The organism is Photobacterium aphoticum, assembly GCF_001029435.1.
In the GTDB taxonomy this organism is placed as follows: domain Bacteria; phylum Pseudomonadota; class Gammaproteobacteria; order Enterobacterales; family Vibrionaceae; genus Photobacterium; species Photobacterium aphoticum.
In genome coordinates, this window is record NZ_LDOV01000022.1 from 64,412 (window position 1) to 89,394 (window position 24,983).

The following is a 24,983-nucleotide window of genomic DNA, read 5'->3' on the forward strand; positions in this document are numbered from 1 at the left end:
TGTGATGGCGCAACGGAAACAGGGTGGTTTTACAATCTTAGAACTGTTTGTGACCATCAGCATTGTCTGCATTTTAGCGGCTGCCGCATTACCTTCCTTTTCTTCGCAAGTGAAAAACGAACGTATCGTCACCAATGCGAATCAATTGCACAGCGTGGTGAAGTTTGCCCGTGGCGAAGCGGCCAAACGCGCTGAGCAAATCAACTTAGTGGTGTTGGACACCAAGTGGTTAGTCAAAATCCATGCCGGTACCCCAGAGGAAGAAACGCTGGCGGAATTTATGCCTTCACATCCTTCTGTGTCTATTAGCAATCTAAGAAATATGACGGTGTCAAAAACCGGCGCAATGCCGACGGCGCAATTCATTATTACAGACGGCGATAGCCAAACGGCTGATCGTTACCTGTGTGTGTTTTCCAGTGGACAGAGTGTACTCAAGAAGGAGGCGAGTTGTTTATGACGTTACAGCATCCGTCACAACGTGGTTTTTCCTTGATAGAGGCGTTAGTGGCGTTATTTATCTCGAGTGTCGCGCTATTGGCATTGGCAGCGGGTCAACTTAAGTCCCTTCAATATGCCAACAATAGCTTTCAGTACACCTTGGCCATGATACAAGCCAACAATGCGGTAGAGCGGGTATGGAATGATGCTTGTGCCCTGCAGCATGGCGTAAAAGAATTTGATCAGCCCTATATCGATACGACGTTATCGCCGGATCTCCCCGGTTATACATTGACGTTAGTCGGGGTGGAAGCGCACGCCTTTACCAATAACTTTACCGTGAATGTCGCATGGGATGATACCCGCGTGAATGATGAAGCGCGCAGTGAAAATCAGATTAACGTGAATGTAACCTTCCCTAAATTGCCGAGTCGTTGCCATGCCATTTAAAAACAAAAAATACGCGGGTTTTACCTTGGTGGAGTTATTGGTGGGGATGGCTGTGAGCATGATCCTTATTATGGGCAGCATCATGGGCTATTCCTCCATCAAAGGCGTTATCCAAAGCAGTAAGAATATAGAAAATGCCCAAGAAGTGTTGCGTTTCAGCACAGAGACGTTCACGCGCAGCCTGAAACAGGCCAAGCACGTGACCATCTCACACATTGGCCAGATAGAAACCAAACAAGCGGCCAATACTGTCGCATGTGACGGATCTCGCCCCACCGCGCCTTATACCGAAACCTTTAGCCGCAATGGTATGCATTTACAGTGCAACATCAGCGGGCACCTCCAAACGATTATGACGGGGTTGCACGATATCGCTTTTGAGCGCACAGAGAATTTGGTTTCAATCACCGTGACACCGCTGGCACAGGACGGTGAAGTAGCGGGCGTCGGGGCCGCAGCCCCTGTTCAAATCGATATAGCCCTGACAGGGATTATTCTCACTAAGGCGACAGGAGGTTAAAGGTGCCGAGGTTATATGTAATGCGATTTTCATCGAAACCGGCCATGCAGCATGCCAAGCCACATACAAATTCACTCACAAACATATTCACAAAACAGCAGCATTCCTCACAACAAATCAGACAACACGCTATACATCATGCTAAACAGCATCCGGAGCGAGGGTTTGCTTTGGTTGGCGTGCTGGTCGTGAGCATGATTGCCGGCGGTTTAGTGCTTAATTCCATGAAAGACAATATTACTCAGGAGCGATTAAGCGGTAATTTCCAAAAAAAGACCAACGCGCGCTTAGTGGCAGAGAAAGGGGTCTTTGATACGTATAATTACCTCAATGAACAACTGGCGTTACATCCGGAAAAAAGCCTGGAACAGCTGCTTGTCGGGATGGAAACGGCTGGCAATGTCCCTGGCTTAGCAGGCATGGCGTATGCACTGACGCTGGAAACGTCTGCCGGCAGCAACACCTTGGGATTACAAAGTGACGGGGTGCGCTTTGATGGCAAAACGGTGTTAAAAGCCAATTTTAAGCTGGAGACGGGGAGTTCTACCTCATCGTCAGCCTTTGGGCGCGGCATTGTGGGGTGTGACAGGGTCGCGATCAGCGGCAGTGGCAAAATTGACAGTTATAACTCGGTACTGGGGGATTACGGTCAGATCTTGGTGGATGGTTCGCAAAATATCGCTGGGAACGCGACGGTGAGAACGCTGAACGATAATGACTTGGTGGAGTTATCCGGTACCGGAACAATTGATGGCAATGTGTTTGCGGTCGGCAACGTGGAGTTATCCAGTTCAGCCAATATTACGGGGAATCTTTACAGTAATGGTGCCATCCATATGTTCAGTAACAGCACCATTGGTGGCGATGTCTTTTCTTATCAGCATTATTTTCAGCAAAATGGCAGCGTTTCTGGCTCTATCCATGCGAATACCTATGTGAAAATTGAGCAGACCAAGGTTGAGGGTGGCATTGTGTCGTCCGGTTATATTACCGCAACGGGTGAAAGTATTGGCGGGGCGATGTTAGCTAATGGGGATATTACGTTACGTCAGGTCAGCGCTTTGGGGATCGCCCAAACCTATGGCAATTACTCCCAATATGAGGGGAGTGTCGATGGGGTAAAAGCCAAGCAAAATGTCTCGCTACTGACGACCAATGCCATCATCAATAATGACAATTTAGCCTATGCAGGAGTAGGCAGCTTCGCCAAAGAGTGGTCTGGCGCGCCTGATTCCGATTATTTGAACCCGCCTTATAAGGTTGACCCGCCTGAGCCCGCCATCCCGGTTGTGCCGCCTGTTGAGATGCTGCCCATTGATGATGGTGTTTTGGATGTCAGTGATCCGAATGATATGACCTGTGATCCTTTGGGGATTGAGAATCAGGTGCTTATTGTGGAAGATCATGCGCCACATGCCAAAGATTTGGATGTGAATGATACCGGCGCAGACACGACCGTGTATACCTTGAGTCATACTCTGGGTGAGTTTAGTCGGTGGCCGGGATCACCAGGTTCAAAGCCCACTCCCATTGCAGCACGCACCGCGCCATTTATTGGGGTCGATCAGCCCATACTGATGTATGACAACGCCAATATTAAGGGCAAGTTGGAGGTAAAACCCGGCCACCATGTCGTGATGTTTGCGAAAGGTAACTTCATTATGTCTGGCGCGAGCTCATTAACGATCCCTGAGAACAGCAGTCTCACCTTGATTGTGAAGGGGGATTTAATCATAGGCGCAGGGGCAGAAGTGATCACGCCGCCTCATGGTTTAACCGCCGACGGGTTGCCGGTGTTCTCCATCTTTAGTTCGTACAGCGGAACGGGGGTGTATATCACCGGTGGTGTTGAGCAAGTGTATGCAGCGATTTATGCGCCATTGACGGATATCGCCATCAGCTCCAGTGTTGGCTTTAAGGGGTCATTACTGGGGAAATCGGTCACGGTGACAGGGGATGGCGGCGTGCACTACGATGAGGCGATTGGGGATGCCGAAGTCGGAAAAGTCACGGTGACGTCACCGCCGAATCTTGTTTTTAAAGGATGGCAATCTCTGTAAATTGTTCCTTAAGATGATAGAAGCGCACAGTAAAAAGGAAATAGCCTTATTACTGTGCGCTTTTTTGATCACTCTTCTTTTTTTCTCACACCTTGAACACGAACAATCAGCTCGCTCAGATCTTTGGCTTTCACAATACGCTTTTGTGTTTGTTCAAATTGAGGACGACGACGCTGGTTGATTTTCTTTGAATGATTGTTCATGGCGTTGGTGCTTTTTCCTAGTGATGCAGTGCATTATTGTTATTTATGATTTTCATCAACCAGATGAGCGCTGGCTGGTAGTGGCACTATAAAACGCAGAACGTGAAGGAATCGTGATTTTTTGGGAGGAAAGTCACTTTTTTTGGCGGTGTAAGTACGGATAGTTGTCTGTTTTATAGGCGATTGAACGGGAATGGGTCATATTGCCTTAAGCCAAGTTTGAGAAATACGTTATGCATCGTGAATGAAGGAAGGAAAATATGGATATCAAACCTGTACATAAAGCAACGTGTCATTGTGGGGCCGTAGAGTTGGCATTGACGATGCCCAATGGATTGGAAGATCCACGTCGCTGTTCGTGTTCAATGTGCAGAAAGCGCGGGGCGATTGCCGCTTCAGTACTGCTTGAGAACCTGAAAGTGGTAAAAGGCGAAGATAATCTGACGCTTTATCAATTTAATACCATGACGGCCAAACATTACTTCTGCAAAACCTGCGGGATTTATACCCATCACCATCGCCGTTCCAATCCTCATCAGTTTGCGATCAATGTTGCGTGCTTGGAAGGCGTGAATCCGTATGAGTTGGAACCCGTTAGGATCACCGATGGGATTAATCATCCGTCAGATGCGAGTTAATGAAACCGTTTGTTTGAGAAGTGAGCATATAACCATAAATCAAGGAATGATGATGGGATTAGGGGAATTACTGTTTTTTATACCGGCCTGTTTTGCACTGAACATGACGCCGGGGCCGAATAATTTGTTGTCGATGAACAATGCACGTTGTTATGGCTTTCAGTCAGCATTGCTTGCGGGTATGGGGCGGATTGTGGCATTCGCGGGGATGATTGCCTTGACCGCATCTGGTTTGACTGTGGTGCTGTATGCGTCTGAAACGGTCTTTTTTCTGATTAAAACGATAGGGGCGATCTATTTGCTTTGGATTGCCTATCAACTGTGGCGTTCAGAAGCGAGTCTAGTATCAGATAGCCAGCAAATCCGAAACCGTTGGGGGTTAGCCAAACAAGAGTTCTTCCTTGCTGCGGGTAATCCTAAAGCCATTCTTATCTTTACGGCGTTTCTGCCTCAGTTTGTCGATGTGTCAAAAGACATTAATGCACAGTTTTTCGTATTGGGCGGTGTGTTCTTACTGTTAGAGGTCGCCGCTATTTCCCTGTATGCCTTGTGTGGGCTGTACTTGAGACAGTGGTTTACACAACCGCACATGGCACAACGTTTTAATCGTGTGTGTGCTGCGTTTCTTTCGGTGTTAGGCATCAATTTGCTGCTTGAGCGCTAATCGTTACGGATACATTGAATGACTGGGACGAGAGCAGGGACTCGGCATGGGTTTGGAATTGGGAATGGGAGAAGGTGAGGGATAAATTTCGATTTCGTCTCAAATATGACAGAAAGTAGCTGGCATGGATGCATTGTTTCAACTTGTGTGCTGAATGCCACTGAATGTGCTTTATATTCTGTATATATAAGTGATATGAATTTTGAATTGGACGACGTGTAGATGATTAAGTGATGACATTGCTTTGTAACAACAGATAAATGTTATGTGATGTGAGAATTGTTGCTTTATTAAAAGGATTGAAATATGCACTTTCATCAAGAATGCCGTAGTCCAAAATCCCGCTTAACGTCTTTCTTATTGACCTTTGTTCTAGGTCCATTCGGTTTATTTTATACTTCTGTGCCGGGGGCGCTGGTATTGTCATTCGCAACGGTTGCTTCCATTATCACTGCGCCTAATACGGATGAGGTTGTTTTGATCGGCTCTATGCTGAAGTATTGGATCTTGGCAATCGGCATGGGGGATCTGGCGACCATGATGCATAACCGTCGCCTCGTCAACTAGCGCCTTAATGTGACTGATATATCGCGTTAAATCGGCACGTTGGCGATATGGCTTAACGTGCCGGTTGTCGTTTTACATGATGATTTTCATGTGCTGACTTTAAAGTACAGGCTTTCACGCAATCAAAGATTATTGAAGGTTTTTGGCCATTTGTTGTGTGATGCGTTTTAAGGCTGCCAAATCTTCTGTGGTTATTCCCGCTGTTAACTGCTGACTCATCTTTTCATCTATCCCACTAATTTGCGCCATGATGGCTGCACCGCTGTTTGTCAGAAGCAGGCGCTGGCTGCGTTTATCGTCAGGATTGGGCACCTTTTCAATATAGCCTTTCTCGATGAGTGTATTGAGCAAGCGGGTCACTTGCGCTTTGTCTCGGTTCAAAAATTGCACAATGTCATTGGCAGTACAAGGCGATTTTCGATCAATGATTTTAATCACACGCACATGCATAGGCGTCAGAGGTAATCCTAATTGTTCAATATGATCATGAAGTTGGCGTTTCATGATATGAACAAGATGGAGCAGGCTATCGAGTGATGTGTCATGGGCCATAGAAGGATCTCTTAAAATATGGTTGATAATATCAACTATGCGATCTATAGTTGACATTATCAACTTAAAGCGTGTGATGTGCAAGTGAGGCTAAGCACTAGAAGCTAAGCACGAAAAGCCTAGCTTGTTAGGCCTGTTTATCAAACATAGGAGAGATCGTGTGAGCCATTCTGCCAGTGAACGATCACCAGAGACGGTAAAGTCAGGTTCATCCACGCAGTGGAGCGTGTCTGGTGTGTTAGTGCTTGCGGCTTTCATCGCCGTGATGTGCAGTATTTTTACTGGCGTGATGACGTACCGCAATGTGGGCTTCAGCGATACTTTCTTCCATGACTGGCTGCGTGCCTTCGGCATGGTCATTCTTACCGTTAAGCCTTTAGCGCTGATGAGCATGTGGGTAGTCAGTCGCATTGTAGGTGCCTTAATGCCAAAGGCGAAAGAGGCGACCCGAAACTTGGTTATCGGGGTGATCATGGCGTGTGTGATGGAGTCCATCATGGCATTTATGGCAGCAGCGAGTCATTTTGGATTTACGGACATGCATGTGTTTTTAGCCGGCTGGTGGAATGGGTTGATGGCGGCTTTACCGGTGAGTCTTGTGGTGATGCCAATCATGGCGATCACTGTCAAACCGAAAATTAAACAATTGCTTCACCGTTAATGACATTCATAGCGATGAATGCACCGAAGAACAGAATAGAGACAGAGGTTTATGATGAATACACCAGATAAAAAGAAACGTGGCCACGAATACCGTATCACCATTGAAGAGGTGGGCGAAGCGAAAACATTGACGTTTACCGTTCAGGATCGTGAAGACTTGATGGCAATTGTCGAGAAAGTAAAGCAGGGCAGTGGTCTGGAAGAAAATGACGCAACACGCGTTGGTGTGGCATTGCGATTGTTAGGACCCGTGATGATGGCTGATCGCAAGCATCCGCTGTTTGCGGACTTTATGCCGCACTTTAGACAGTTTATGAATAACCTGAAGAAGACGATCAAATCAACGGTAGCATCGGCAGAGCAAGGTGATGACCGTTAATCAGCCATCGTAAGCACCGCGAACCGCTCAGACCGAACAGCAAGTTGAGAGCGGTTGCGTTGTTTATATCATGGGGTGATGCTTAGGTGACAGCTAATTCATCATCTAGCTCATCATCAAATGCGTTGCCTACTTTTTCGTCTACTATTTTTCTGCATGTAGTGACAGTGTCACTTTTTAAAGGAGCAATCACTGTCATATCACAAGCAGGGATCCCCATGAAGGTTGTGAGGGCTGTGATGTTCTCTGTGACCAGATTATACGCCAATGTAGAAAGTGCCTGGATATTGTCGTCTGTGACGTTATCCATATTGTCATCCGCATCATTCAGATCCGTTTGCAGGCGCAGGTAGTTATCACCCAATAATACCTGCATTTGATGATCTGCCGCGTCAGATACCCCATCAAACATACAACTCATCGCCGGTAAGGCCCAGCCTACTTTGCCCCAGTCTTTGGCTTCCTCATAGGGAATGGAACGTACCAGTTCCCCGGTTCCTAATGAAAGCACCTTGATCGCTTCATTGGGAAAACGTTTTTTGGCTTCAACATACGCAGAAACGGCAGGGTTATTCATAAATACGCCACCGTCAATGAGGGCGCGATGGGTATTGTTAATGCATACGCGAGCGGGTTCAAAGTAAGTGGGCGCCGCAGTGGTGGCTCTGGCTGCGTGACGCATCAGCACATCTTGGCTATGTGTTTTCCAACTTTTGAAGAAAAAGGGTTCACGGGCTTCAATGTCGTAGCTAGTCACCATGACATCCGTCACCGCTGTCTGCATGGTAGCATTGCCAAAATATTCAGCCAGAACTGACTCTAAGCCATCGCTGGAGTATTTCTCATCGGCCAGCCCGCCCACAGATGCGACCCCTTGCAAAAGCGAGCGGGGGAAGATGTCTTTACCACGATGTTGATAGATATGCACTAACTCAGCAGCGGTAAAAGGACGAGCCTCTCCTGGCTTATTGAGTGATAACCCTAAAGAAAGCATGCCCCCGGTGGACGTGCCGCACATCAAATCAAACATTTCACAGCAGGCTTGGCCACTGAGTTGTTCTAATTGCTTGAGGATCAGGGCCGGAATAATCCCACGAATGCCACCGCCATCAATGGCCAGTACGTAGCGCATAGTTTTCCTGTTCGTTATGTTCGGGTCTGAGATGAATGCCATCAAGTTTGATTTTAAAGTGTGTTAATCCTGTGGTGATATGGCTGCTGCTAAGTTGTGAGAGGAAGCTCACTCAAAGAGATATGTCTGTCATCTTGATGTAACGGTGCGCACGACATTTTCACTGGAATATTCGTGTTGCCTCTTTACTTTGGATAAGGTGATAGATTCATCTATTCACAGAAAATTGATAGGGTAAACAACAGGCTAATGGTTCGAGTGAGTACCTCTGCGAACACTTCGTGGACACTTCGTGAACACATTCGTGGACACATTCGTGAACACATTCGTGAACACATTCGTGAACACATTCGTGAACACATCATCAAGGAGAGATAATGAGCAGTACAAAGAAGCCGGTTGGGATAATCTTAATTGCGATATACGGTGGTCTAGGAGGACTCTTTAGCACACTGGGTGGTGTCGGTTTGCTGATGATGTCTTCCTCCATTCCCGATTTTCCATTTTGGATCCATGCCATGGCGCTGGTCAGTTTCGTGTTTGGTATAGGTCTATTGTTCTCGATTGTTGGCTTGTTGACCCTGAAATCATGGGGTTGGACGTTAACCAATATGTTATATGCGGTGTCTATTCCGCTAGGGGCGTTGTCGGTATTTCCAATTTATCCTGACGCTGAGTTCTCAATCAGTAATGTGGTGATGCAGCTGATCAGCATTGGTTTAGCCGCGTTTATTTTGGTGTATATCCGAAAACCTCATGTGAAACCGCTGTATCGTTAAAGACGCCGTCATAAAGAGCAAGGACCATAAAGAGAAAGAAAAGAGAGATAATAAAAAAGGGACAATGAATGGAAACGGATAAACCATCAGGCAACAGACTGCATCTTGCAATATCCACGCATGATATAGAGGCCACCGTCGACGATTATTCCAAGCGGGTAGGGGCACGTCCTTGTTTGCACATTGCCGGCGAATACGCGTTGTGGCGCACGGCGCTTCTGAATTTGTCCGTCAGAAAAACGACCGATACACCCAGCGGTGTGGTGCGACATGTAGGTTGGGAAGTGCCAGACACGGCACCGAACAGTGAAGTCTTTACCTGCGAAACAGATGTGAATGGCTTAGTGTGGGAGCGTTTTACCGCGCAGCAACAAGCGGATGAGATCAATGACATTTGGGTGGATGAGCACTATCAGCCTAATCAATCGAATAAGTGAATAATAGATTGCACACTTACCGCATTTAAAAACAAAAACGCCGATCTTGATTAAGCAAGATCGGCGTTTTTCTTTTATTGATTCTGAATCACTCGCGTGACAGTGAAGCCGTTAGATTGCCCAACCACCTAAGTAGAAGACAACCAGTACCAGTGTGATGATTACGGTACCGATGTTCAGCTTCTTGATATCACCCGAGAACAGGCGACCAATCACCAAGCTTACAAAGCCCAGCATAATACCGGTGACGATGTTACCGCTCAGGATGATAAATACTGCACAAATAAGGCCAGACATCGCATCAACAAAGTCGTCGAAATCCAACTTGCTGACGTTGCTCAGCATCAACAAACCTACGTACATCAGGGCGGGAGCCGTCGCGTAAACAGGCACAAGGTAGCTCAGTGGTGACAGGAAGATCATCAGTAGGAACAATACGCCAACAACGCTTGCCGTCAGGCCGGTTTTACCGCCAGCCGCTGTACCGGCCGCAGATTCAATGTAAACCGCCGCTGGTGCGCCACCTACTAAACCAGAAAACGCAGAACTCATGGAGTCAGCGGTCAGCGCTTTGCCGCCGTTGATGATGTTGCCATTTTTATCCAGCAGGTTTGCTTGGCCGGTAATCGCACGGATAGTGCCTGTCGCATCAAAAATAGCCGTCATTACTAACGCCAATACTGATGGCAGCACCGCTGCGCTTAGTGCGCCTTTGATGTCCATTGAGAAGATCAGTGATTCGCCGTCAGCGTTAGTCAAAGACGGTAGGGCAAACAGGCCTTGGAACGTCACTTTCTCATCGAAAATCAAACCCAATACCGATAGCACGACGATAACCATCAAAATGCCACCCGGTACGCGGCGTTTTTCTAAGCCCAGAATAGCGGCCAAGCCAAGTACCGACATTAGCACAGGGAAAGAAGAGATATCGCCTAGCGCAACCGGTAAACCCGCACCCGGGTTTTTCACAATAAGGCCCGTACCGTTTGCTGCAATCAATAGTAAGAACAGGCCAATACCAATACCTGTACCGTGTGCGATACCAAATGGCAGGTTATTAAGAATCCAAGTACGAACGCCAGTAACACTGATCAGGGTAAAAATGACACCCATCAGGAAGACCGCACCCAGGGCAACCGGAACCGGTACGCCTTGACCCAGTACCAGGCTGAATGCAGTAAAAGCAGTCAGAGAAATCGCACACCCGATTGCCAGTGGCAGGTTAACCCACAAGCCCATGAGTAAAGAACCGAAAGCGGCCACTAAACAGGTTGCGACGAAGGTGGCACCCGCATCAAACCCAGCTGCACCCAGCATGTTAGGCACCACGATAACAGAGTAAACCATGGCTAAGAAGGTGGTTAAACCAGCGATAACTTCTTGGCGCACGCTGCTGCCACGTTCACTGATCTTAAAAAATGAATCGAGGTTCATTTTGCGGGATGACATAAAAGACTCACAAAAAACTGGGGTAAACGATTGCGGGGGATTCTAACGTCTACGAAAACGTTTGCAACATAAAAATGTGCATTGTTTATATAAAATGGACAATCAAAATGTTCAATTTTGGAAAGTCAGCGTATTTCCTCTGAGCTGCTATGTTTAGATTGTTTTGCCATTGCTCAGTAATGCACGTCGGAGGTTGCATGATTTGCAAAAAAGATAGGGCATGACGAATGTTTTTTTCGTTAACTGCTTGTTTATGCGGGCCTCTTTATAGACACTAGATTGAAATGTGGGTGAAATGTTAACAATTTATAAGTGGTTAACATGCCCCGTTGCTGTGGTAGGCCGTGGAACGCATAGGTGGAGGATAACCATGAGTCAGGAAGCATTGAAATTAGCCGTCTGCGAACGCGCATTGTTGTTGTTACAGGCACAGCCTAACGCTTTTATTGTACCGATTTACACATCGGTTGAAGCGCAGTTACACTGGCTGATTGATTATTTTTCGGGGAAAGAAACGGACATGAAACGCCTGCATACCCTGACATTTGGTCATTACGCTGTCAGGGAGCTATCACCGCGTTACGGGGAGCTGTATGCCGGTTTGAATGCTGCGTTTTATGTGGCAGAGAAAACCCGCGAAGGGGTGAAGGTGGATGTGAGTCTGCTTGAAGACTTTCTGGCCACGCGTGTGTAAGGGCTGTTTACCCATAGGACCCCATTGGTTTGCACTCAACGCACCAACGCACAGGAAAGAGTACAATGGGCATCCGTTGTGCGGCCAAAGTTATGGGTATGACTGGCTCGCGGGGTGACTTAAATTTCTATGAACGATTTAACACCGTTGTACACCGTACAACAAGGAATGTGTAAATGAGAAAAGCCCGTTGTCCGCATTGCCAGTATGAAACGGAAGAAGTGCCCATGTCGCGGTTGTGTACCGAGTGTCTGACATTCAGTGCGGATTGGTATGTGTATGATTGGCAAGCGTACAGGCAGTTAGCGCGATGGGCGATTCGTGCCAATGCCGTCTTGCTTGCATTGTGTGCATTTAATGGGGTGATCATTCTCCGGTCAGGTGCCGAAAACGTGATTCAAGCCGCTATATGCCTCTTGGCGATACCGGCCATCATCGGTATTGTGGTGAACTTTAGACGTATCCATTGCCCTGAAAAATATCACGGCCACCGATTCAGAGATATTTTCACGTGGCGAACCCGTCGCCAAGAGGGCAAACGGAGTTAGTCAGCGGTTTACCAAGGAGAACGGTGAACCATCACAAAAGGAATTGAGCATGAAGAATGTTGTGACGGTGTATTACCAGCACCGAACAGACGGTACAGAGTTAGTCGATCACGAAAAAGTGGTGACGTCTCATGAAGCTCTGTGTGACATTATTGATCGTTACCCGTGGGCTGAAGAGGTGGTTCTGACGGAAAAGTGGGGAGAAGGAGGAGGCTTGTTTTTCCTGCTTGGGGATATTAAGCGCCGTTATGCCAGTTTTCAATTAGTCCCGACGGATATCGACAGTGGGCTGCTTAGTGTTGATATTGTGCAGAAGCCTGGTTTTTTGGGAACATTTGGCCGTAAGTCGGTCACCGCGCAATTTGATGTGGTCTCTATCACTGATGCCAAAGTGACACTGCAACAACTCTTCGATTTTTCTATTGAAGGCCTTTACGAGAAATACCAATCTTAATTTGAACGGCTATCCTGCCCTCAATTGCTTGCGATGATTCATTATGACTAAATACGCCATGCTCTTTGCATCTGCACTGTTGTTACCGACAGGTTTATTTTCATTACCTGCCAATGCGTGGAATTTTACCGGCCATGTGGTGATAGGTGAGATTGCCTACCAAAACCTGACGCCTGCTGCCCGAAAGCAGGTGGATTTTCTTACAGATACGGCGTACATCGCATTACCGAGCAAAATACAGCGAGTCATGGATAGCAACCATAATGTCAGTGCGTTTGCTGAGTTATCGATAGTGCCGGATATGATCCGAAAAGATCCGGCACAGCGTGTTTGGAAAATGATGGGTGAGACGATTCCAGCATCACTGAACCAGTGGGATGAAAAAACGACGGGGCCTTGGCATTATATCAATTACACGTACCCGGCCTCGTCAGACTGTGATTTTATTCGCGAGCCTAATATTGAAATGGCGACTGCTGCGTTGTATGAGTCCTTTCAAACACAACCTCAAGCGGCCAGTTTGATGTTCTTGATACATTTAACAGGGGATGCGCACCAACCGACACACACGGTGGCGAAAAGTGTGCATCGATTATGGTGCAGTTCTGATTATGGCGGTAACAAGTACACGCTCAAGGTGCCACAAGAAAATCTTCATCATCTTTGGGATGACGGATTAGGCTTACTAGAGAAGAAGATGCAGGCCGACAAATTGGCACAATCTTTACAAGCAAAATACCCACGTACGTCGCTACCAGAATTAAAAAGTGTTCCTGTGGGTGATGTGAAGCAATGGGTAGCAGAGAGTGTGGCGTTGGCACCACTGGCTTACAGTGTGAAAAAGCAATCAACGCCCCCAAGTGAATACTATCAACAAGGACAATTGGCGGTAGAAAAACGGTTGGTGTTAGCGGGATACCGATTGGCGGATATGCTTAATCACAGGTTTGAATCTGCGAGCGATTAATACGACAGCAATTAGCGTGACGCCTTTAATGATAGATCTGATTATTACATTGCTATGGATCTTGACTCGAAGTTTAGTGCTTTATAGATGGTGAACGGCGCAATCTTATTTATTCACTCATAAGAAGTGGTAGATTTCTCTACGGCGTGTTGGCGGGCAATGTGTTACCCCGGTGACAACGCGCATTACTTGTTGGGTAATGTCATTTCATTGAATGAAACCAAGGATGTGTTGTATGTCGTTCATTTTTACAATGTTGTTAGTTATTTATCTTGTCATCGGCTCGTTGGTCACACTTGGACTGCTAGGGTTGCAGCTATGGCGCGGCGCGATGTTGTTTGATATGTCCGAAAATGGTGAGACACCGTTTCGCTACAAAGTGAGTTACTTCATTGTGATGGGGCAGATTTTCCCTATTTTTTATATCGCATTCATCAAAGAAATTCTGGCATTGGTGGCATCAGTACGTAATGGCGAGCAAAGCAATCTTAGTCTGGCCAAACAATAAGCTGAATTGCGTTTTACTCTTCGCTCAAGGAGCGCGTTATCATCATGGAAAAGTGTGGTCAATGCCGTCAGTTTACCCGCACGCCGGATAATCAGAAGGATCTCTGTGGTGCATGGGAACAACCCACAATAGCCACCCGTGCGGCATGTGAGTTTTTCTTACCCAAAGCGGGTTTCCGTCGTCGAGAGCATGGGTTTGTAGCGGGAAATGGAACGACAACGGCGTCGGACGAGTAAGCAGAATCACACAGTGTGTGGCATGAAGCTTCATGAATAAAAAAGTGTGAATGAGAATAAACGAAGACCAAACAGGCATCCTTAACGGGATGCCTGTTTGTTTTTTGAGGGGGCTTCCTGAATGGCTCTATTGGCTATTTGCTTCAGACGTCGGTAGACGGTTACAACATCCACTGTACACCGCGTGATCAGGCATGGTGATAATCACTTCATGCTGATAGACGAAATCACTCATACCATCGGTACATTGATTGGTTTGATGCAGCGCGAGTGAGATAGGGGACTCCGCCTCTTTATTAATGGCCTGCATCACCCAGCGATTGGTATGGTTGATACTGCTGCTGTAGAAATTGATGTTATAAAGCGTTTCCTCCCCACTCAAATCAGAGAAAATCAGTGCTTTACCTTTTACATCGATCCCCCAAAAAGGTTCTGTACCTAAACACCTGAGCGTTGGGGATGAAAGCATACTGTCTTTGAGTTGTTTTTGCTGGGTGTTCACGGAGGTGTCCACGGATGTGTTCACGGAGGTGTCCACGGATGTGTTCACGGAGGTGTCCACGGCTGTGTCCACGGATGTGCTTGCAAATGCGTTCGTGAATGCGTTCGTGAATGCGTTCGTGAATGCGCTCGTAAATACACCCGTTGAAAGCAACAGCGTCAGGCTCAATGCCAATGTCTTTTTCATTCTTGTCCTTGAAATGATGGATGGAGAGATCACTACGCTCTGCCTGAACAGAATAAAAAACAATATGCAAAATTTAAGGTTGAGAGAGATTTCAAAGTTTTGGCTGAGAGCAATGTCAGCAAGGGATAGGCAATGATGAGGAAGGAAAAAGAATGGCTCGAAGAGAAGGAGGCTCACCACAAGCGTGCGGTGAGCCAAAATTCATCGCGACAAAAGCCGCATTAATGCTGATTAAGCCGAAGGCTTCAGTAGCTGACCCAAGTAGCGAACAACGTGCGAAGCATCATTTGCTGTTAGGGTAATCTTGCCGATGATCGCTTTAGCGCGAGGATCATCTTCACTCAATGCAGCTTTCACTTTTGCGTTCATCGCATTCGCATTTTCCAGCTTTTGCTTACAGTCTTCAAACAGCGCATGCAAAATCTGCAAATCCACTTCACCGCCTTTCTGGAACATGTTTGCGGCAATGTTGTACACCGTGTGAAACTTGTTCGCCGTGTCTTTTTTGTCGCCTTGTGCTTCATTCGCCCAGTCTTCAGCCCATTTCTGGAAGATAGTGGCGATTTGTGGGTTTGGAGCAATGGTTACTTGTTGCATTCAGTGTGTCCTTAGCCGTTCAAGCGAGTGTTGCGCTGTGTATGGTTAATACGCGAGGGTAGTGTAATAGAGAGCGTGAGCAGGATAAAGCCTTAGCCCGTATCGAGAATTCCAGCTGAACAAAATATCTGCACAGGTGGTGGCATTGCCAGCAGATACTGGGAAATTGCGGGTAGAAAAAAGGGCCTGAGAGCAGGCCCTTGAAATGACAGTCTGACATTGGGGTGTCAGGACATGACAGATACGATCAGAATGATTGCTGATTATTTAGCACGGTTGAACGTGACCACTTCGTACGAAATTGGCTTCAATACAGGCGTATTTTCTGCCATGTAGTCGATCACTGCCTGTGCATCGGTGTTACAACGGGTGTTGTCCGCTTTACAGTTAGGCGCGGCACCTTCGTAACGCACTTTGTATTTGCCGTTAACGCTTTCAATGTTTTTCACTGGGAACGCAGTCAGCTTCTCGTCAACGAATGCCAGGTCAACACGGCCAGAATCTTTCTTCTGTGCATTGAACAATGGTGTCCAGCCATCGTTACCGGTTGCGTTGTAGTTGTTGATCGCAACATTGTATGTCTTGTTCATATCCAGAGGCGTCCAAACCGGTTTCTCTTTGGTGCCCGTCATCACTTCAACGAAATCCAACTTACCCGCTTTGTTTTTCGCTGTTTCAGTGAATTGGTAACGGATGTGACCGCCGTATGGGAATTTACCCGCGTGCGCACCTTCAGGCAGTGTCGCGTTCACAGTGCTTTCCAGCAGCTCTTTGATCACGCTACCTTTCACAGGTACCACAGACATGAAGTTAGAGAATGGGATCAGCTCAAGTGCGATGTTCCCTTCACGGTATTCACCGGCTTCGATATTCTTACGGATACCGCCCGCACCGATCAGTGAAAAGTCCACTTTCATGCCAGTCAATGCTTGTACCGCTGGCGTGTTTGCCCAGAAGTATTGGCCTTCAGCTAGAATAGGGGCAACGTCTGAACCGTGTTTGTCAGTACCGCGATCGCCAGGACGACGCTCATGACGGATCTCAACCGGCACCTGTGCAATCACTTTACCGTACGCTTTATCAACCGCAGGCTTGTACTTGGTGTCGATAAGGTTACGCATGTTTGCTTCTTCAGCAGTGATAGCGATGTTGTCTTCACCTTCTACGAAATCCACTACATCAGCCATTTCATCAGCAGAGAACTTGCTGCTCGCTTCACGCATTGGTGAGTGGTAGAACTCATCGTTAGTCAGCAGAGTATTCAGGCCCGCACACTGAGTGATGTTACCTTGTGCGTCGAAGGTCACATCCAATTGACCGATCGCTTGTGCGTATTCGCCCGCTTGTACCACACAGGTCTGCGTGATGCCGTTCGGGTTTTTCACCATTTGCGCGTAAGTGCCCGCATGGTCATGACCGATGTTGGTGAAATCACCCAGTAGGGTGTGAGAGTGGCCGCCAACGATAAGGTCAATACCGTTGACTTTCGATGCCACATCAACGTCAACCGCGTTACCGATGTGCGTCAGTGCGATCACGTTATTCACGCCTTTCGCTTTTAGCATATCGACGGTTGCTTGCGCCGATTCCACCATATCAGCAAATTTCACTTTACCGGTGTTTGGTGCCAGGTTTGGCATGTCATCAAGCGCGATACCGAATACCGCCACGATGTCTTGGCCTTTTGGCAGGTTGTTGATGTCGGTGATAGGCGTTTTGGTGTTGCCGTCAAACGCGAACAGCACATAAGGCTTCAGGTTGGTTTGACCTTTTAGATCAGGATCTTCGCTGGTATCGACGTTTGCCGCCACAACCGGGAAGTTGATGTCGCTGATGAATTTGTTCAGCTTGGCATTGTTCAGGTCAAATTCGTGGTTACCCAGTGCCATTGCGTCTAGGCCCATTTGGCTCAGTAACTCTGCGTTCATTGCACCTTCGTTTAGCTTGAAGTATGCGCTGCCTTGCCACGCGTCACCGCCGTGCAGGAACAAGAAGCTACGATTTTCATCTTTAGCGGCTTGCTTGTATTCCGTTGCCATGGTTTGAAGGCGAGGGTAGCCACCAAACTCGTTATATACAAGGGTATCGTTCGCTACGAAGCTCGATTTCACCGGGTCGAAGTTAGAGTGAGTGTCGTTAATATGTGCAACCGTTAGGGTGAATGAATCATCCGGCTGTGTGGTGTTTTGTGCACAACCCGCAAGCGCGACAGTAACGGACAAAGCGACAAGAGGCTTAGATAACTTCATATAACTACCTGTTTATAAGTATCTTCGTAGAGGGGAAATGACAGTGTTAAATCATGCTGTCATGGAAAAAAGCCTTACATATTTGAGGCTTGCGCACTATATACAAGATGAAAACTGACGGCAATTGCAAAAAATCAGAACTGAGATCATCATTTTTGAAAAATTTCGCAAACGATTCAATTTTGTGAAGTCAGGTACTTGATTAGTAAGGATGATCACCACTTTGCTCAAACAATGGTCAGTCATTGTTTCTGTGATTAAAGAGTAAATATAAATAGAGATGCTGAAATATCACTCAACTATTCGCGGAAAAATTGAGCGAATTGAGAGGTGGCGACAAAAAAATGACGATTAAGAGGAAAGCAGCACAGGGAAACCCCGTCAGCTTTTTTTCTGTTTATGATCATGTTTATGCTTAGGTGATGGGAAAAAAGTCCCGAATGAAGAAAGATAACGTATAGCGATACGGAATGCGGTTATTCATGAATTTTCATGCTTCTGACTTTTCTTGTCATAGACATGAGGTGAAAAACATAAGGTGATGCCATTTTAGGCAATTAAGTATTCAGTGGTTAATTTGTTGTAAATATTTATATCAACATTGATTAATGAATTATCTTTGTTGGGTGTGAGTAAGGGGTACGATCACAAATTTGAGATGGGAATTTCCCATTCCCTTGCCTAAATGACGTGCTGGTGGAAAAATTTCCCACGAAATGGATTGAGCGGGAATTTACACCCATGAACAAGCAAGAGTTCATCAATGCTGTGAATAAATTCGATACGCACACGGATGCAGAAACGCGTATTGCACAGTATTTTATGCAGCATTACGCTGTATTACCTTTTGCCAAAATTGATGAGTTGTGCAAACAAATTGGTGTCGGTAAAGCGACACTGGGGCGTTTTTTACAGCGGTTGGGTTTCAGTGGTTTTATTGATTTTAAAAAAGAGGTCACAGAAGATCTCACCCAAACGTTAACGATTCCTATCGAACGCTATGAGCATCAAACGAATAATGACAATCCGGATGATATTCATGGTCTCCTCATAAGCCATTATCGCGAAGTAAAAGATAACGTAGAGAAGACTTTTGATGCGTTATCTGAACAAGATTTTGAGCGTGCGATTGATATTATGTGTCAGCCACGCGGCAAATTGTATGTGATGGGCAGTGCCTCATCCGAAGCACTCGCAAACTATTTCTTTTTATTAGCGAGATACTTACGCAAAGAAGTGATCTTTTTGAAAGGGGATATCTCTACGTTGCCACACCAATTAGTGGACGTAACGAAAGAAGATACGTTATTTGCGATTTCTTATCACCGCTATTCCAGCGTGACCGTCAAGTTGGTGCGTTGGTTCCATGAGTGTGGCGGACAGATCATCACGCTAACTGACCAACCTGTGAATCCTTTTGTGCCGTACAGCGACGTGCAGTTTATGGTCGAAAGTGAAGGGAAAGGCTATTTCAACAACCGTGCTGCAGGATTTGCACTGATCGAAGCCTTGATAAAAGGGCTGTCATTGCAGCAGGAAAAGGACAATCGTTTTCAACGCATAGAAGGACTTTTTGAAGAATTCAGTATATTTAAATCATAACAACTATCGCTATTCTACTTTTTATTTTGCGTGATAGGGCTAAGGATTTTATTTCTTTAATTATTCCTTGTTGGTGAGCAGCAAAGAAAAGAAATAAAAAGGGAAGCCATTAACGTAAAGATAAATACGCTTGCTTTTAATACTCTAATGATGATTGAAGAGGATATTCATGATTACGTATTTAGCGTTGCCGATGATTTTCGCCGTCGGTTACTTTATCGTGAAGAAATACAACACACAGGCTGTATTATTTCTTGCCGGTTTATTAATGATTGCAATGGGTGTGTTCAACGGTAATACCGAGTTCTTGCCAAAAGGCGGTTCACACACCGGTTCTGTGATTGTCGATTTCTTTGAAGTGATTAAGGTCATTTCATCTTCTACACTGGCCAAGTTGGGTTTGATCATCATGGCTGTGGGTGGTTTCTCAAAATACATGGGCCACATTGGTGCGGCTAACGCGATGGTACAAATCGCGACCAAGCCACTGTCTTACATCAAAAACCCGTACCTTGTACTGGCGATGGCATATGTGATTGGTCAGCTGATCAACATCTTCATCCCAAGTGCGACCGGTCTGGCGCTATTGCTGTTGGTGGCAATGTACCCGGTATTGGTGGGTGTTGGCTGTAACCCGGCAGCAGCAGCTGCAGTGGTAGCGACAACCGGCTGTTTGGACTTAGGTCCAGCCTCATCGGCAGCGAACAAAGCGGCAGAAGTATCAGGCATTGATGTGGCTACGTACTTTGCAAGCTACCAGCTACCGGTTTCTGTGGCGGCGATTATTGTGATCGCGACACTGCACTTCTTCAGTCAGCGTTACTTTGATCAGAAAGATGCAGAAAAGGGCGTTAAGCATGAGTTTAACCTAGATGCGAAAGAGCAGCGCCCAGCACCGAAGTGGTTCGCGATTCTGCCTGTACTGCCACTGGGTTTGTTGCTGACATTCAGTAGCTTTGCGATTACGTCTATCCGTATGGACGTAGTGACAGCGATGTTTATCGCGCTGTTCGTCTCTATGGTGTGTGATTACATCTACACCCGTGACGGTAAAGAAGTGGCCGCATCGCTAAAAGTGTACTTCGAAGGCATGGGTAATGTGTTCTCGGGCGTAGTAACCCTGATCATTGCCGCACAAACTTTCGTTGTGGGTCTGAAAGCGATCGGTTTCATTGACCTACTGCTGAACTCTGCAGCCAACATGGGCTTGGGTTACTTGGCGATGATCGTCATGCTGGTGGGTATCATTGTGACCATCACGATGCTGTCTGGCTCCGGTAACGCGGCATTCTTCAGCTTCTCTAACTTGGCACCAGACGTGGCAGCACAGGTAGGTACGGCAACGGCACACGTTGCACTACCAATGCAGCTGTCTGCGGGCCTAATGCGTTCAGCATCACCTGTTGCAGGCGTGGTTATCGCGTGTGCGGCAGTGGCTAACGTTTCACCGATTGAACTGGCAAAACGTACCATGATCCCAATGTTAGGTGGTCTGGTTACCGTGATGATTTGTTCTCAAATCTTGGTGTAAGACATACCGAACAAGGCTGTGGGAGGGGGTCCCGCAGCCTTTTTTTGTTTTTAGCGAATAATGGTCAAATAAAATGCCATGCCCCTCGATTGATTGCACCAGATGTTGTAAACAGTCGATAGTCATGTCTTTTTATTCAATGCTCAACGATTGGGAGCTTGCTATGAATATTGTGGATCGTTTCATCAATTACACTCGCATTAATACGACGACAAGCCGCGAAAACGGTGCAGCGGGCATTATGCCGTCGTCACCAGGTCAAATGGAATTGGCACAGTTGCTGGCAAAAGAGCTAGAAGCTCTGGGTATGGAAGAGATTGTCCTGCGTGATACGGCGATTCTGACAGCGACGTTGCCAAGCAATGTAGATTACCCAACACAAACGGTGTCATTCTTTGCTCACTTAGACACCAGTATGGAGCAAACAAACGACACCAATGCACAGGTTGTGCATTACGAAGGTGGCGATATTACGCTAAATAGCGCGCTGGATATCGTCATGAAACAATCTGAATTCCCTGAACTAAAGGGTTACCAAGGTCAGGATATCATTGTTACTGATGGTACCAGCTTGCTGGGTGCTGACGACAAAGCGGCGATTGCGGCGATCATGCATGCATTGCAGGTGTTGCAAGCTAACCCTGAGATCAAACACGGGCCGGTCAAAGTGGCCTTTGTGCCAGACGAAGAACAAGGTCTGCGTGGTGCAAAAGCGTTTGATGTAGACAGCTTTGGTGCCGACTTCGGTTATACACTGGATTGCTGCGGCATTGGTGAGTTTGTCCATGAAAACTGGAATGCCGGTGATGCGGTGATTAACTTCATTGGTCAGTCTGCACACCCAATGTCAGCCAAAGGCAAGTTGAAAAACTCGCTGTTAATGGCGCATAAGTTTATTGCGATGCTACCTGGCGGTGAAGCACCTGAATACACTGAAGGTTGTGAAGGTTACTACTGGGTGAAAGAGTTAGCCGGTAACAGTGCGAAAACCGTGCTGAAAATGGATATCCGTGATTTCACCAAGCAAGGTTATGCTTCACGTATGGCGTTCTTGCAGCAGCTGGCTGATAACTGTGAAGCCCTGTGGGGTGAAGGCTCAGTACAAATTAACTTGTCTGACCGCTATGAAAACGTGGCAAACAGCCTGGAAGGCGAGGCGAGCTTCCCGATTGATATCGCTAAAGAAGCGTATGCACGCAATAACATCGAAATGAAGGCCATCCCAATGCGTGGTGGTTACGACGGTGCGGTATTGTCTCAGAAAGGCTTGCCTTGTCCGAACATCTTTACCGGTGCACATAACTTCCATTCTATTTATGAGTACTTGCCTACACCGTCACTGGAAGCGGCAAGTGCCGTTGTGGTTGATGTGATCCGCATTACCGCAGAGCGAGCAGCGCGTTAATTCGACGCTTTCTTAATTAACTGATTGTTTGTCCATAAAGTGCAGTGTTCTCGCTGCACTTTTTTTATGTCTGCTTATTGCTGATCTTTTTGCTTTTGCGCCAATTTGTTTACACATCTAGTTGTTTGTGTTTTTGTTTCTTTTTTCATCATCGCTCATGGTTAAGAGTCAAAAGTCCTTATTGCTTTGTCGGCAGCAATACCGCTAGCCAGTGATATTTATGCCAGCATTTGGTATCTGCAATTGGATGGAAGCTATTCATTAAAGCCTTGAGCGGTAAGTAGGAATGGTAATCAGCTGGAGGCGAGAAGTCTGTGCGGTCTGATGTGGCTTAGGCGGGGTAGGGAATAGAGAAAAGAAAGATGACGGCATAAAAAAAGAGCCAGCATCATGCTGGCTCTTCGTTATTTGATGAATGGCGTATCCATTACTTGTTGAACGTTGCTGGTTCCACGTTGTCTTCTGGGTGCCATGCGCCGTCCAGCTCTTCTAGCTCAGGGAACTTAGAACGGTCGAACTCAGGGGTTTGACCTTGCTTAAGCTGTGTTTCGTAGTCTTTGATAACACGGATAGCCAAGCCTGAAAGCAGTGCCAACGCGACGATGTTGATTAGAGCCATCATACCCATAGATGCATCCGCCAGGTTCCATACAACAGGCAGAGAAGCCACAGAACCGAACATCACCATACCCAGTACACACAGACGGAATGCCAGCAGACCTTTCTTCGTGTTACCGTTTAGGAACATCACGTTTGTTTCTGCATAGCTGTAGTTAGCGATGATAGATGAGAAACAGAACAGGATGATAGCCGCAGCCATGAAGTAAGTTGTCCAGCCGCCTAGCTCACTGGTCAATGCTTGCTGAAGCAGGCTGATACCGGTTGCTGCATCTGGCTGATCCATCACACCACTTAGCATGATCATGGCAGCAGACGCTGTACAGATCACGATGGTATCAACGAAAACACCCAGCATCTGAACAAAGCCCTGAGAAGCAGGGTGGTTCGGGTTTGGTGTTGCACTTGCTGCTACGTTAGCCGCAGAACCCATACCGGCTTCGTTCGAGAACAAACCACGTGCGATACCGCTCTGCATAGCCTGTGCGATAGTGTACGCCACACCACCTGCTGCTGCTTCCTGCCAGCCGAATGCACTCTTCACAATCAGTGCCAGTACTGCTGGTAGCTCAGTGATGTTCATCACTACAATCAGTAGTGCAATTGCAAGGTAACCAATGGCCATCACCGGTACGATGCGTGCAGAGGCTGAAGCGACTTTACGTAGACCGCCCATGATAAAGAAGGCAGAGAACGCAACAATCACCACACCCATGATGGTTTCATCAAAGCCGAAAGAGTGGCTTAGTGCATCGGTAATGGTGTTTGCTTGAACCGCATTAAAGACAAGGCCGAACGCGATGATCAAAAAGACGGAGAAAAGAGAACCCATCCAACGCTGACCCAGACCTTTTTCCATGTAGTAAGCCGGACCACCACGGTACTGGCCATCTACGTCTTTAGTCTTGTAGATCTGAGCAAGGGTAGATTCGATGAAGGCAGTTGCCATACCGAATAGGGCAATCAACCACATCCAGAAGATAGCACCCGGGCCACCAGCAGCTAGAGCAACCGCAACACCCGCCATGTTACCTGTACCGACACGTGCAGCCATAGAAGTACAGAAGACTTCGTAAGAGCTCAGGCCGTTATCCACATCTCTGCCGCTCTTAAGGACATCGATTGCGTGCTTGAACTGACGAATTTGAATGAAGCCTAGACGTAAAGTGAAGTAAACACCCACAGCAACCAGAAGGTAAACCAGAAGTTGACCCCAAAGTAAGCCGTTAATGGCACCGATCACGGTACTTAAGCCGTCGTTCAGTGCGGTTAACCAAGTTTCGTTACTAACGCTCATGATAATTTCCTGTATATGACATTCAATGTCTAACAACGACATTGAATAAACTGGAACGTCCATTTACATGACAGTTCATACTACGATTCTGAATTTATATTTTTTATGTCTATAAAAAGCAGGTAGTGCATAACCAGAAAAGGTTACATAAATGAAACAGAGAATCAGCTATTTCATCTGTAGACGGGACGGTAAGTTAGCATGAAAATCTTCAATTTCAGCGTGACTTAGATCACGCTTTGTAAATGTATGCTGCGTGCAAATATGTTGCAGAACGATATTCTGTTTAATAAATTCTTTTAAAACAATGCATTGCCTTAATATCAATCATCTTAGTAACTGTAGGTTTTGAACGTTGCTCAATTACAGTTATTTTGGGTTTTTACATTAAATTAACGAAATTTGTTAGTAAAATTAACTGTGGCATTTCGCTGTAAAACGGCAATTCTCATTATGTAAGAAAATAATCATGTGCAAAGAGGCTTATTTCCGCAGGGTGGGAAGGCTTTCTTTTTCATATGGTGAGAGGGCAGAAGGCCAGTCGAATGACTGGCCTTTATAGGGGATGTATTACGGGTGAGCAATTAGTGAACAAGCGTTGAATAATTATCAAAAAAACGGCTGCGTTTAAGTAAATCAACGTTCTCGATAAAAT

General features: G+C 46.6%; 28 protein-coding genes. 20 read left to right on the plus strand and 8 right to left on the minus strand.

The window, feature by feature from the left end; all coding sequences use genetic code 11:
* Positions 1 to 4: 4 nt before the first annotated feature.
* From ABT58_RS12235 to ABT58_RS12250, 4 genes are all read left to right on the plus strand, one after another.
* Entirely contained in the window at positions 5 to 460 is a 456-nt protein-coding gene (locus ABT58_RS12235; RefSeq protein ID WP_047874695.1) for a GspH/FimT family pseudopilin, read from the plus strand.
* A complete protein-coding gene (locus tag ABT58_RS12240; protein ID WP_047874696.1) occupies positions 457 to 891 on the plus strand; it encodes a type IV pilus modification PilV family protein in 435 nt (144 codons plus the stop codon). The genes ABT58_RS12235 and ABT58_RS12240 overlap by 4 nt, the downstream gene beginning before the upstream one ends.
* Positions 881 to 1,411, plus strand: coding sequence for a PilW family protein (locus ABT58_RS23505; RefSeq protein ID WP_053063071.1), 531 nt, complete (start codon positions 881 to 883; stop codon positions 1,409 to 1,411). Before ABT58_RS12240 ends, ABT58_RS23505 begins: the two co-directional genes overlap by 11 nt.
* Before the next feature lie 194 nt (positions 1,412 to 1,605).
* Complete coding sequence (locus tag ABT58_RS12250; RefSeq protein ID WP_047874833.1) at positions 1,606 to 3,471, plus strand: DUF7305 domain-containing protein; 1,866 nt, start codon at positions 1,606 to 1,608, stop codon at positions 3,469 to 3,471.
* A 68-nt stretch (positions 3,472 to 3,539) separates the two neighbouring features.
* Here the strand turns inward: ABT58_RS12250 and ABT58_RS24490 are convergent, their stop codons facing one another.
* Positions 3,540 to 3,674, minus strand: coding sequence for a hypothetical protein (locus ABT58_RS24490; protein ID WP_268248396.1), 135 nt, complete (start codon positions 3,672 to 3,674; stop codon positions 3,540 to 3,542).
* Between the two features lie 260 nt (positions 3,675 to 3,934).
* Here ABT58_RS24490 and ABT58_RS12255 point away from each other — a divergent pair, with 260 nt between their 5' ends.
* The 3 genes from ABT58_RS12255 to ABT58_RS12265 all read left to right on the plus strand — a co-directional run bounded on the left by ABT58_RS12255 (position 3,935) and on the right by ABT58_RS12265 (position 5,543).
* Positions 3,935 to 4,312, plus strand: a complete 378-nt coding sequence (locus ABT58_RS12255; protein ID WP_047874697.1) for a GFA family protein — start codon at positions 3,935 to 3,937, stop codon at positions 4,310 to 4,312.
* 52 nt (positions 4,313 to 4,364) lie between these two features.
* Positions 4,365 to 4,976: a LysE family translocator gene (locus ABT58_RS12260; protein WP_047874698.1), complete on the plus strand. Its 612-nt coding sequence runs from the start codon at positions 4,365 to 4,367 to the stop codon at positions 4,974 to 4,976.
* Between the two features lie 306 nt (positions 4,977 to 5,282).
* Positions 5,283 to 5,543: a hypothetical protein gene (locus ABT58_RS12265; RefSeq protein ID WP_047874699.1), complete on the plus strand. Its 261-nt coding sequence runs from the start codon at positions 5,283 to 5,285 to the stop codon at positions 5,541 to 5,543.
* Positions 5,544 to 5,672: 129 nt separating this feature from the next.
* Here ABT58_RS12265 and ABT58_RS12270 read toward each other — a convergent pair whose 3' ends face one another.
* A complete protein-coding gene (locus ABT58_RS12270) occupies positions 5,673 to 6,095 on the minus strand; it encodes a MarR family winged helix-turn-helix transcriptional regulator (RefSeq protein ID WP_047874700.1) in 423 nt (140 codons plus the stop codon).
* A 160-nt stretch (positions 6,096 to 6,255) separates the two neighbouring features.
* Between ABT58_RS12270 and ABT58_RS12275 the strand changes: the two genes are divergently transcribed.
* Together ABT58_RS12275 and ABT58_RS12280 are read left to right on the plus strand one after the other, a co-directional pair.
* The gene (locus tag ABT58_RS12275) at positions 6,256 to 6,756 is read left to right on the plus strand and encodes a DUF2798 domain-containing protein (protein ID WP_053063073.1); all 501 of its coding nucleotides are present in this window, start codon (positions 6,256 to 6,258) and stop codon (positions 6,754 to 6,756) included.
* Between the two features lie 54 nt (positions 6,757 to 6,810).
* Positions 6,811 to 7,137: a DUF3861 domain-containing protein gene (locus tag ABT58_RS12280; RefSeq protein WP_047874835.1), complete on the plus strand. Its 327-nt coding sequence runs from the start codon at positions 6,811 to 6,813 to the stop codon at positions 7,135 to 7,137.
* Between the two features lie 82 nt (positions 7,138 to 7,219).
* On the opposite strand, the gene ABT58_RS12285 is transcribed toward ABT58_RS12280, so the two are convergent.
* On the minus strand, positions 7,220 to 8,269 hold the full coding sequence (locus tag ABT58_RS12285; protein WP_082211086.1) for a patatin-like phospholipase family protein: 1,050 nt from the start codon (positions 8,267 to 8,269) through the stop codon (positions 7,220 to 7,222).
* Positions 8,270 to 8,646: 377 nt separating this feature from the next.
* On the opposite strand from ABT58_RS12285, the gene ABT58_RS24080 reads away from it, so the two are divergent.
* Positions 8,647 to 9,048, plus strand: a complete 402-nt coding sequence (locus tag ABT58_RS24080; RefSeq protein ID WP_107204990.1) for a hypothetical protein — start codon at positions 8,647 to 8,649, stop codon at positions 9,046 to 9,048.
* A gap of 68 nt (positions 9,049 to 9,116) precedes the next feature.
* Positions 9,117 to 9,485: a VOC family protein gene (locus ABT58_RS12295; protein ID WP_047874702.1), complete on the plus strand. Its 369-nt coding sequence runs from the start codon at positions 9,117 to 9,119 to the stop codon at positions 9,483 to 9,485.
* 111 nt (positions 9,486 to 9,596) lie between these two features.
* Here ABT58_RS12295 and ABT58_RS12300 read toward each other — a convergent pair whose 3' ends face one another.
* The gene (locus ABT58_RS12300) at positions 9,597 to 10,934 is read right to left on the minus strand and encodes an NCS2 family permease (RefSeq protein ID WP_047874703.1); all 1,338 of its coding nucleotides are present in this window, start codon (positions 10,932 to 10,934) and stop codon (positions 9,597 to 9,599) included.
* Positions 10,935 to 11,304: 370 nt separating this feature from the next.
* Here ABT58_RS12300 and ABT58_RS12305 point away from each other — a divergent pair, with 370 nt between their 5' ends.
* The 6 genes from ABT58_RS12305 to ABT58_RS23740 all read left to right on the plus strand — a co-directional run bounded on the left by ABT58_RS12305 (position 11,305) and on the right by ABT58_RS23740 (position 14,341).
* A complete protein-coding gene (locus tag ABT58_RS12305) occupies positions 11,305 to 11,628 on the plus strand; it encodes an immunity protein Tsi6 family protein (protein WP_047874704.1) in 324 nt (107 codons plus the stop codon).
* 176 nt (positions 11,629 to 11,804) lie between these two features.
* On the plus strand, positions 11,805 to 12,176 hold the full coding sequence (locus tag ABT58_RS12310) for a hypothetical protein (protein ID WP_047874705.1): 372 nt from the start codon (positions 11,805 to 11,807) through the stop codon (positions 12,174 to 12,176).
* Positions 12,177 to 12,225: 49 nt separating this feature from the next.
* On the plus strand, positions 12,226 to 12,630 hold the full coding sequence (locus ABT58_RS12315; protein WP_047874706.1) for a hypothetical protein: 405 nt from the start codon (positions 12,226 to 12,228) through the stop codon (positions 12,628 to 12,630).
* A 43-nt stretch (positions 12,631 to 12,673) separates the two neighbouring features.
* Entirely contained in the window at positions 12,674 to 13,597 is a 924-nt protein-coding gene (locus tag ABT58_RS12320; protein ID WP_047874707.1) for a S1/P1 nuclease, read from the plus strand.
* Positions 13,598 to 13,832: 235 nt separating this feature from the next.
* Complete coding sequence (locus ABT58_RS12325; protein ID WP_047874708.1) at positions 13,833 to 14,105, plus strand: hypothetical protein; 273 nt, start codon at positions 13,833 to 13,835, stop codon at positions 14,103 to 14,105.
* A gap of 44 nt (positions 14,106 to 14,149) precedes the next feature.
* Entirely contained in the window at positions 14,150 to 14,341 is a 192-nt protein-coding gene (locus tag ABT58_RS23740; RefSeq protein ID WP_082211087.1) for a hypothetical protein, read from the plus strand.
* A 127-nt stretch (positions 14,342 to 14,468) separates the two neighbouring features.
* On the opposite strand, the gene ABT58_RS12330 is transcribed toward ABT58_RS23740, so the two are convergent.
* The 3 genes from ABT58_RS12330 to ABT58_RS12340 form a co-directional block, all read right to left on the minus strand.
* Complete coding sequence (locus ABT58_RS12330) at positions 14,469 to 15,029, minus strand: hypothetical protein (RefSeq protein WP_047874709.1); 561 nt, start codon at positions 15,027 to 15,029, stop codon at positions 14,469 to 14,471.
* Between the two features lie 231 nt (positions 15,030 to 15,260).
* Positions 15,261 to 15,626: a hypothetical protein gene (locus ABT58_RS12335; protein ID WP_047874710.1), complete on the minus strand. Its 366-nt coding sequence runs from the start codon at positions 15,624 to 15,626 to the stop codon at positions 15,261 to 15,263.
* A gap of 263 nt (positions 15,627 to 15,889) precedes the next feature.
* A complete protein-coding gene (locus tag ABT58_RS12340) occupies positions 15,890 to 17,875 on the minus strand; it encodes a bifunctional metallophosphatase/5'-nucleotidase (RefSeq protein WP_047874711.1) in 1,986 nt (661 codons plus the stop codon).
* A 741-nt stretch (positions 17,876 to 18,616) separates the two neighbouring features.
* Here ABT58_RS12340 and ABT58_RS12345 point away from each other — a divergent pair.
* From ABT58_RS12345 to pepT, 3 genes are all read left to right on the plus strand, one after another.
* Positions 18,617 to 19,477, plus strand: coding sequence for a MurR/RpiR family transcriptional regulator (locus ABT58_RS12345; RefSeq protein ID WP_047874712.1), 861 nt, complete (start codon positions 18,617 to 18,619; stop codon positions 19,475 to 19,477).
* Between the two features lie 169 nt (positions 19,478 to 19,646).
* Positions 19,647 to 21,008, plus strand: a complete 1,362-nt coding sequence (gene dcuC / locus ABT58_RS12350) for a C4-dicarboxylate transporter DcuC (RefSeq protein WP_047874713.1) — start codon at positions 19,647 to 19,649, stop codon at positions 21,006 to 21,008.
* A 163-nt stretch (positions 21,009 to 21,171) separates the two neighbouring features.
* Entirely contained in the window at positions 21,172 to 22,413 is a 1,242-nt protein-coding gene (gene pepT, locus ABT58_RS12355; RefSeq protein ID WP_047874714.1) for a peptidase T, read from the plus strand.
* Positions 22,414 to 22,840: 427 nt separating this feature from the next.
* Here pepT and ABT58_RS12360 read toward each other — a convergent pair whose 3' ends face one another.
* A complete protein-coding gene (locus tag ABT58_RS12360; protein WP_047874715.1) occupies positions 22,841 to 24,328 on the minus strand; it encodes an alanine/glycine:cation symporter family protein in 1,488 nt (495 codons plus the stop codon).
* Between the last annotated feature and the right edge of the window lie 655 nt (positions 24,329 to 24,983).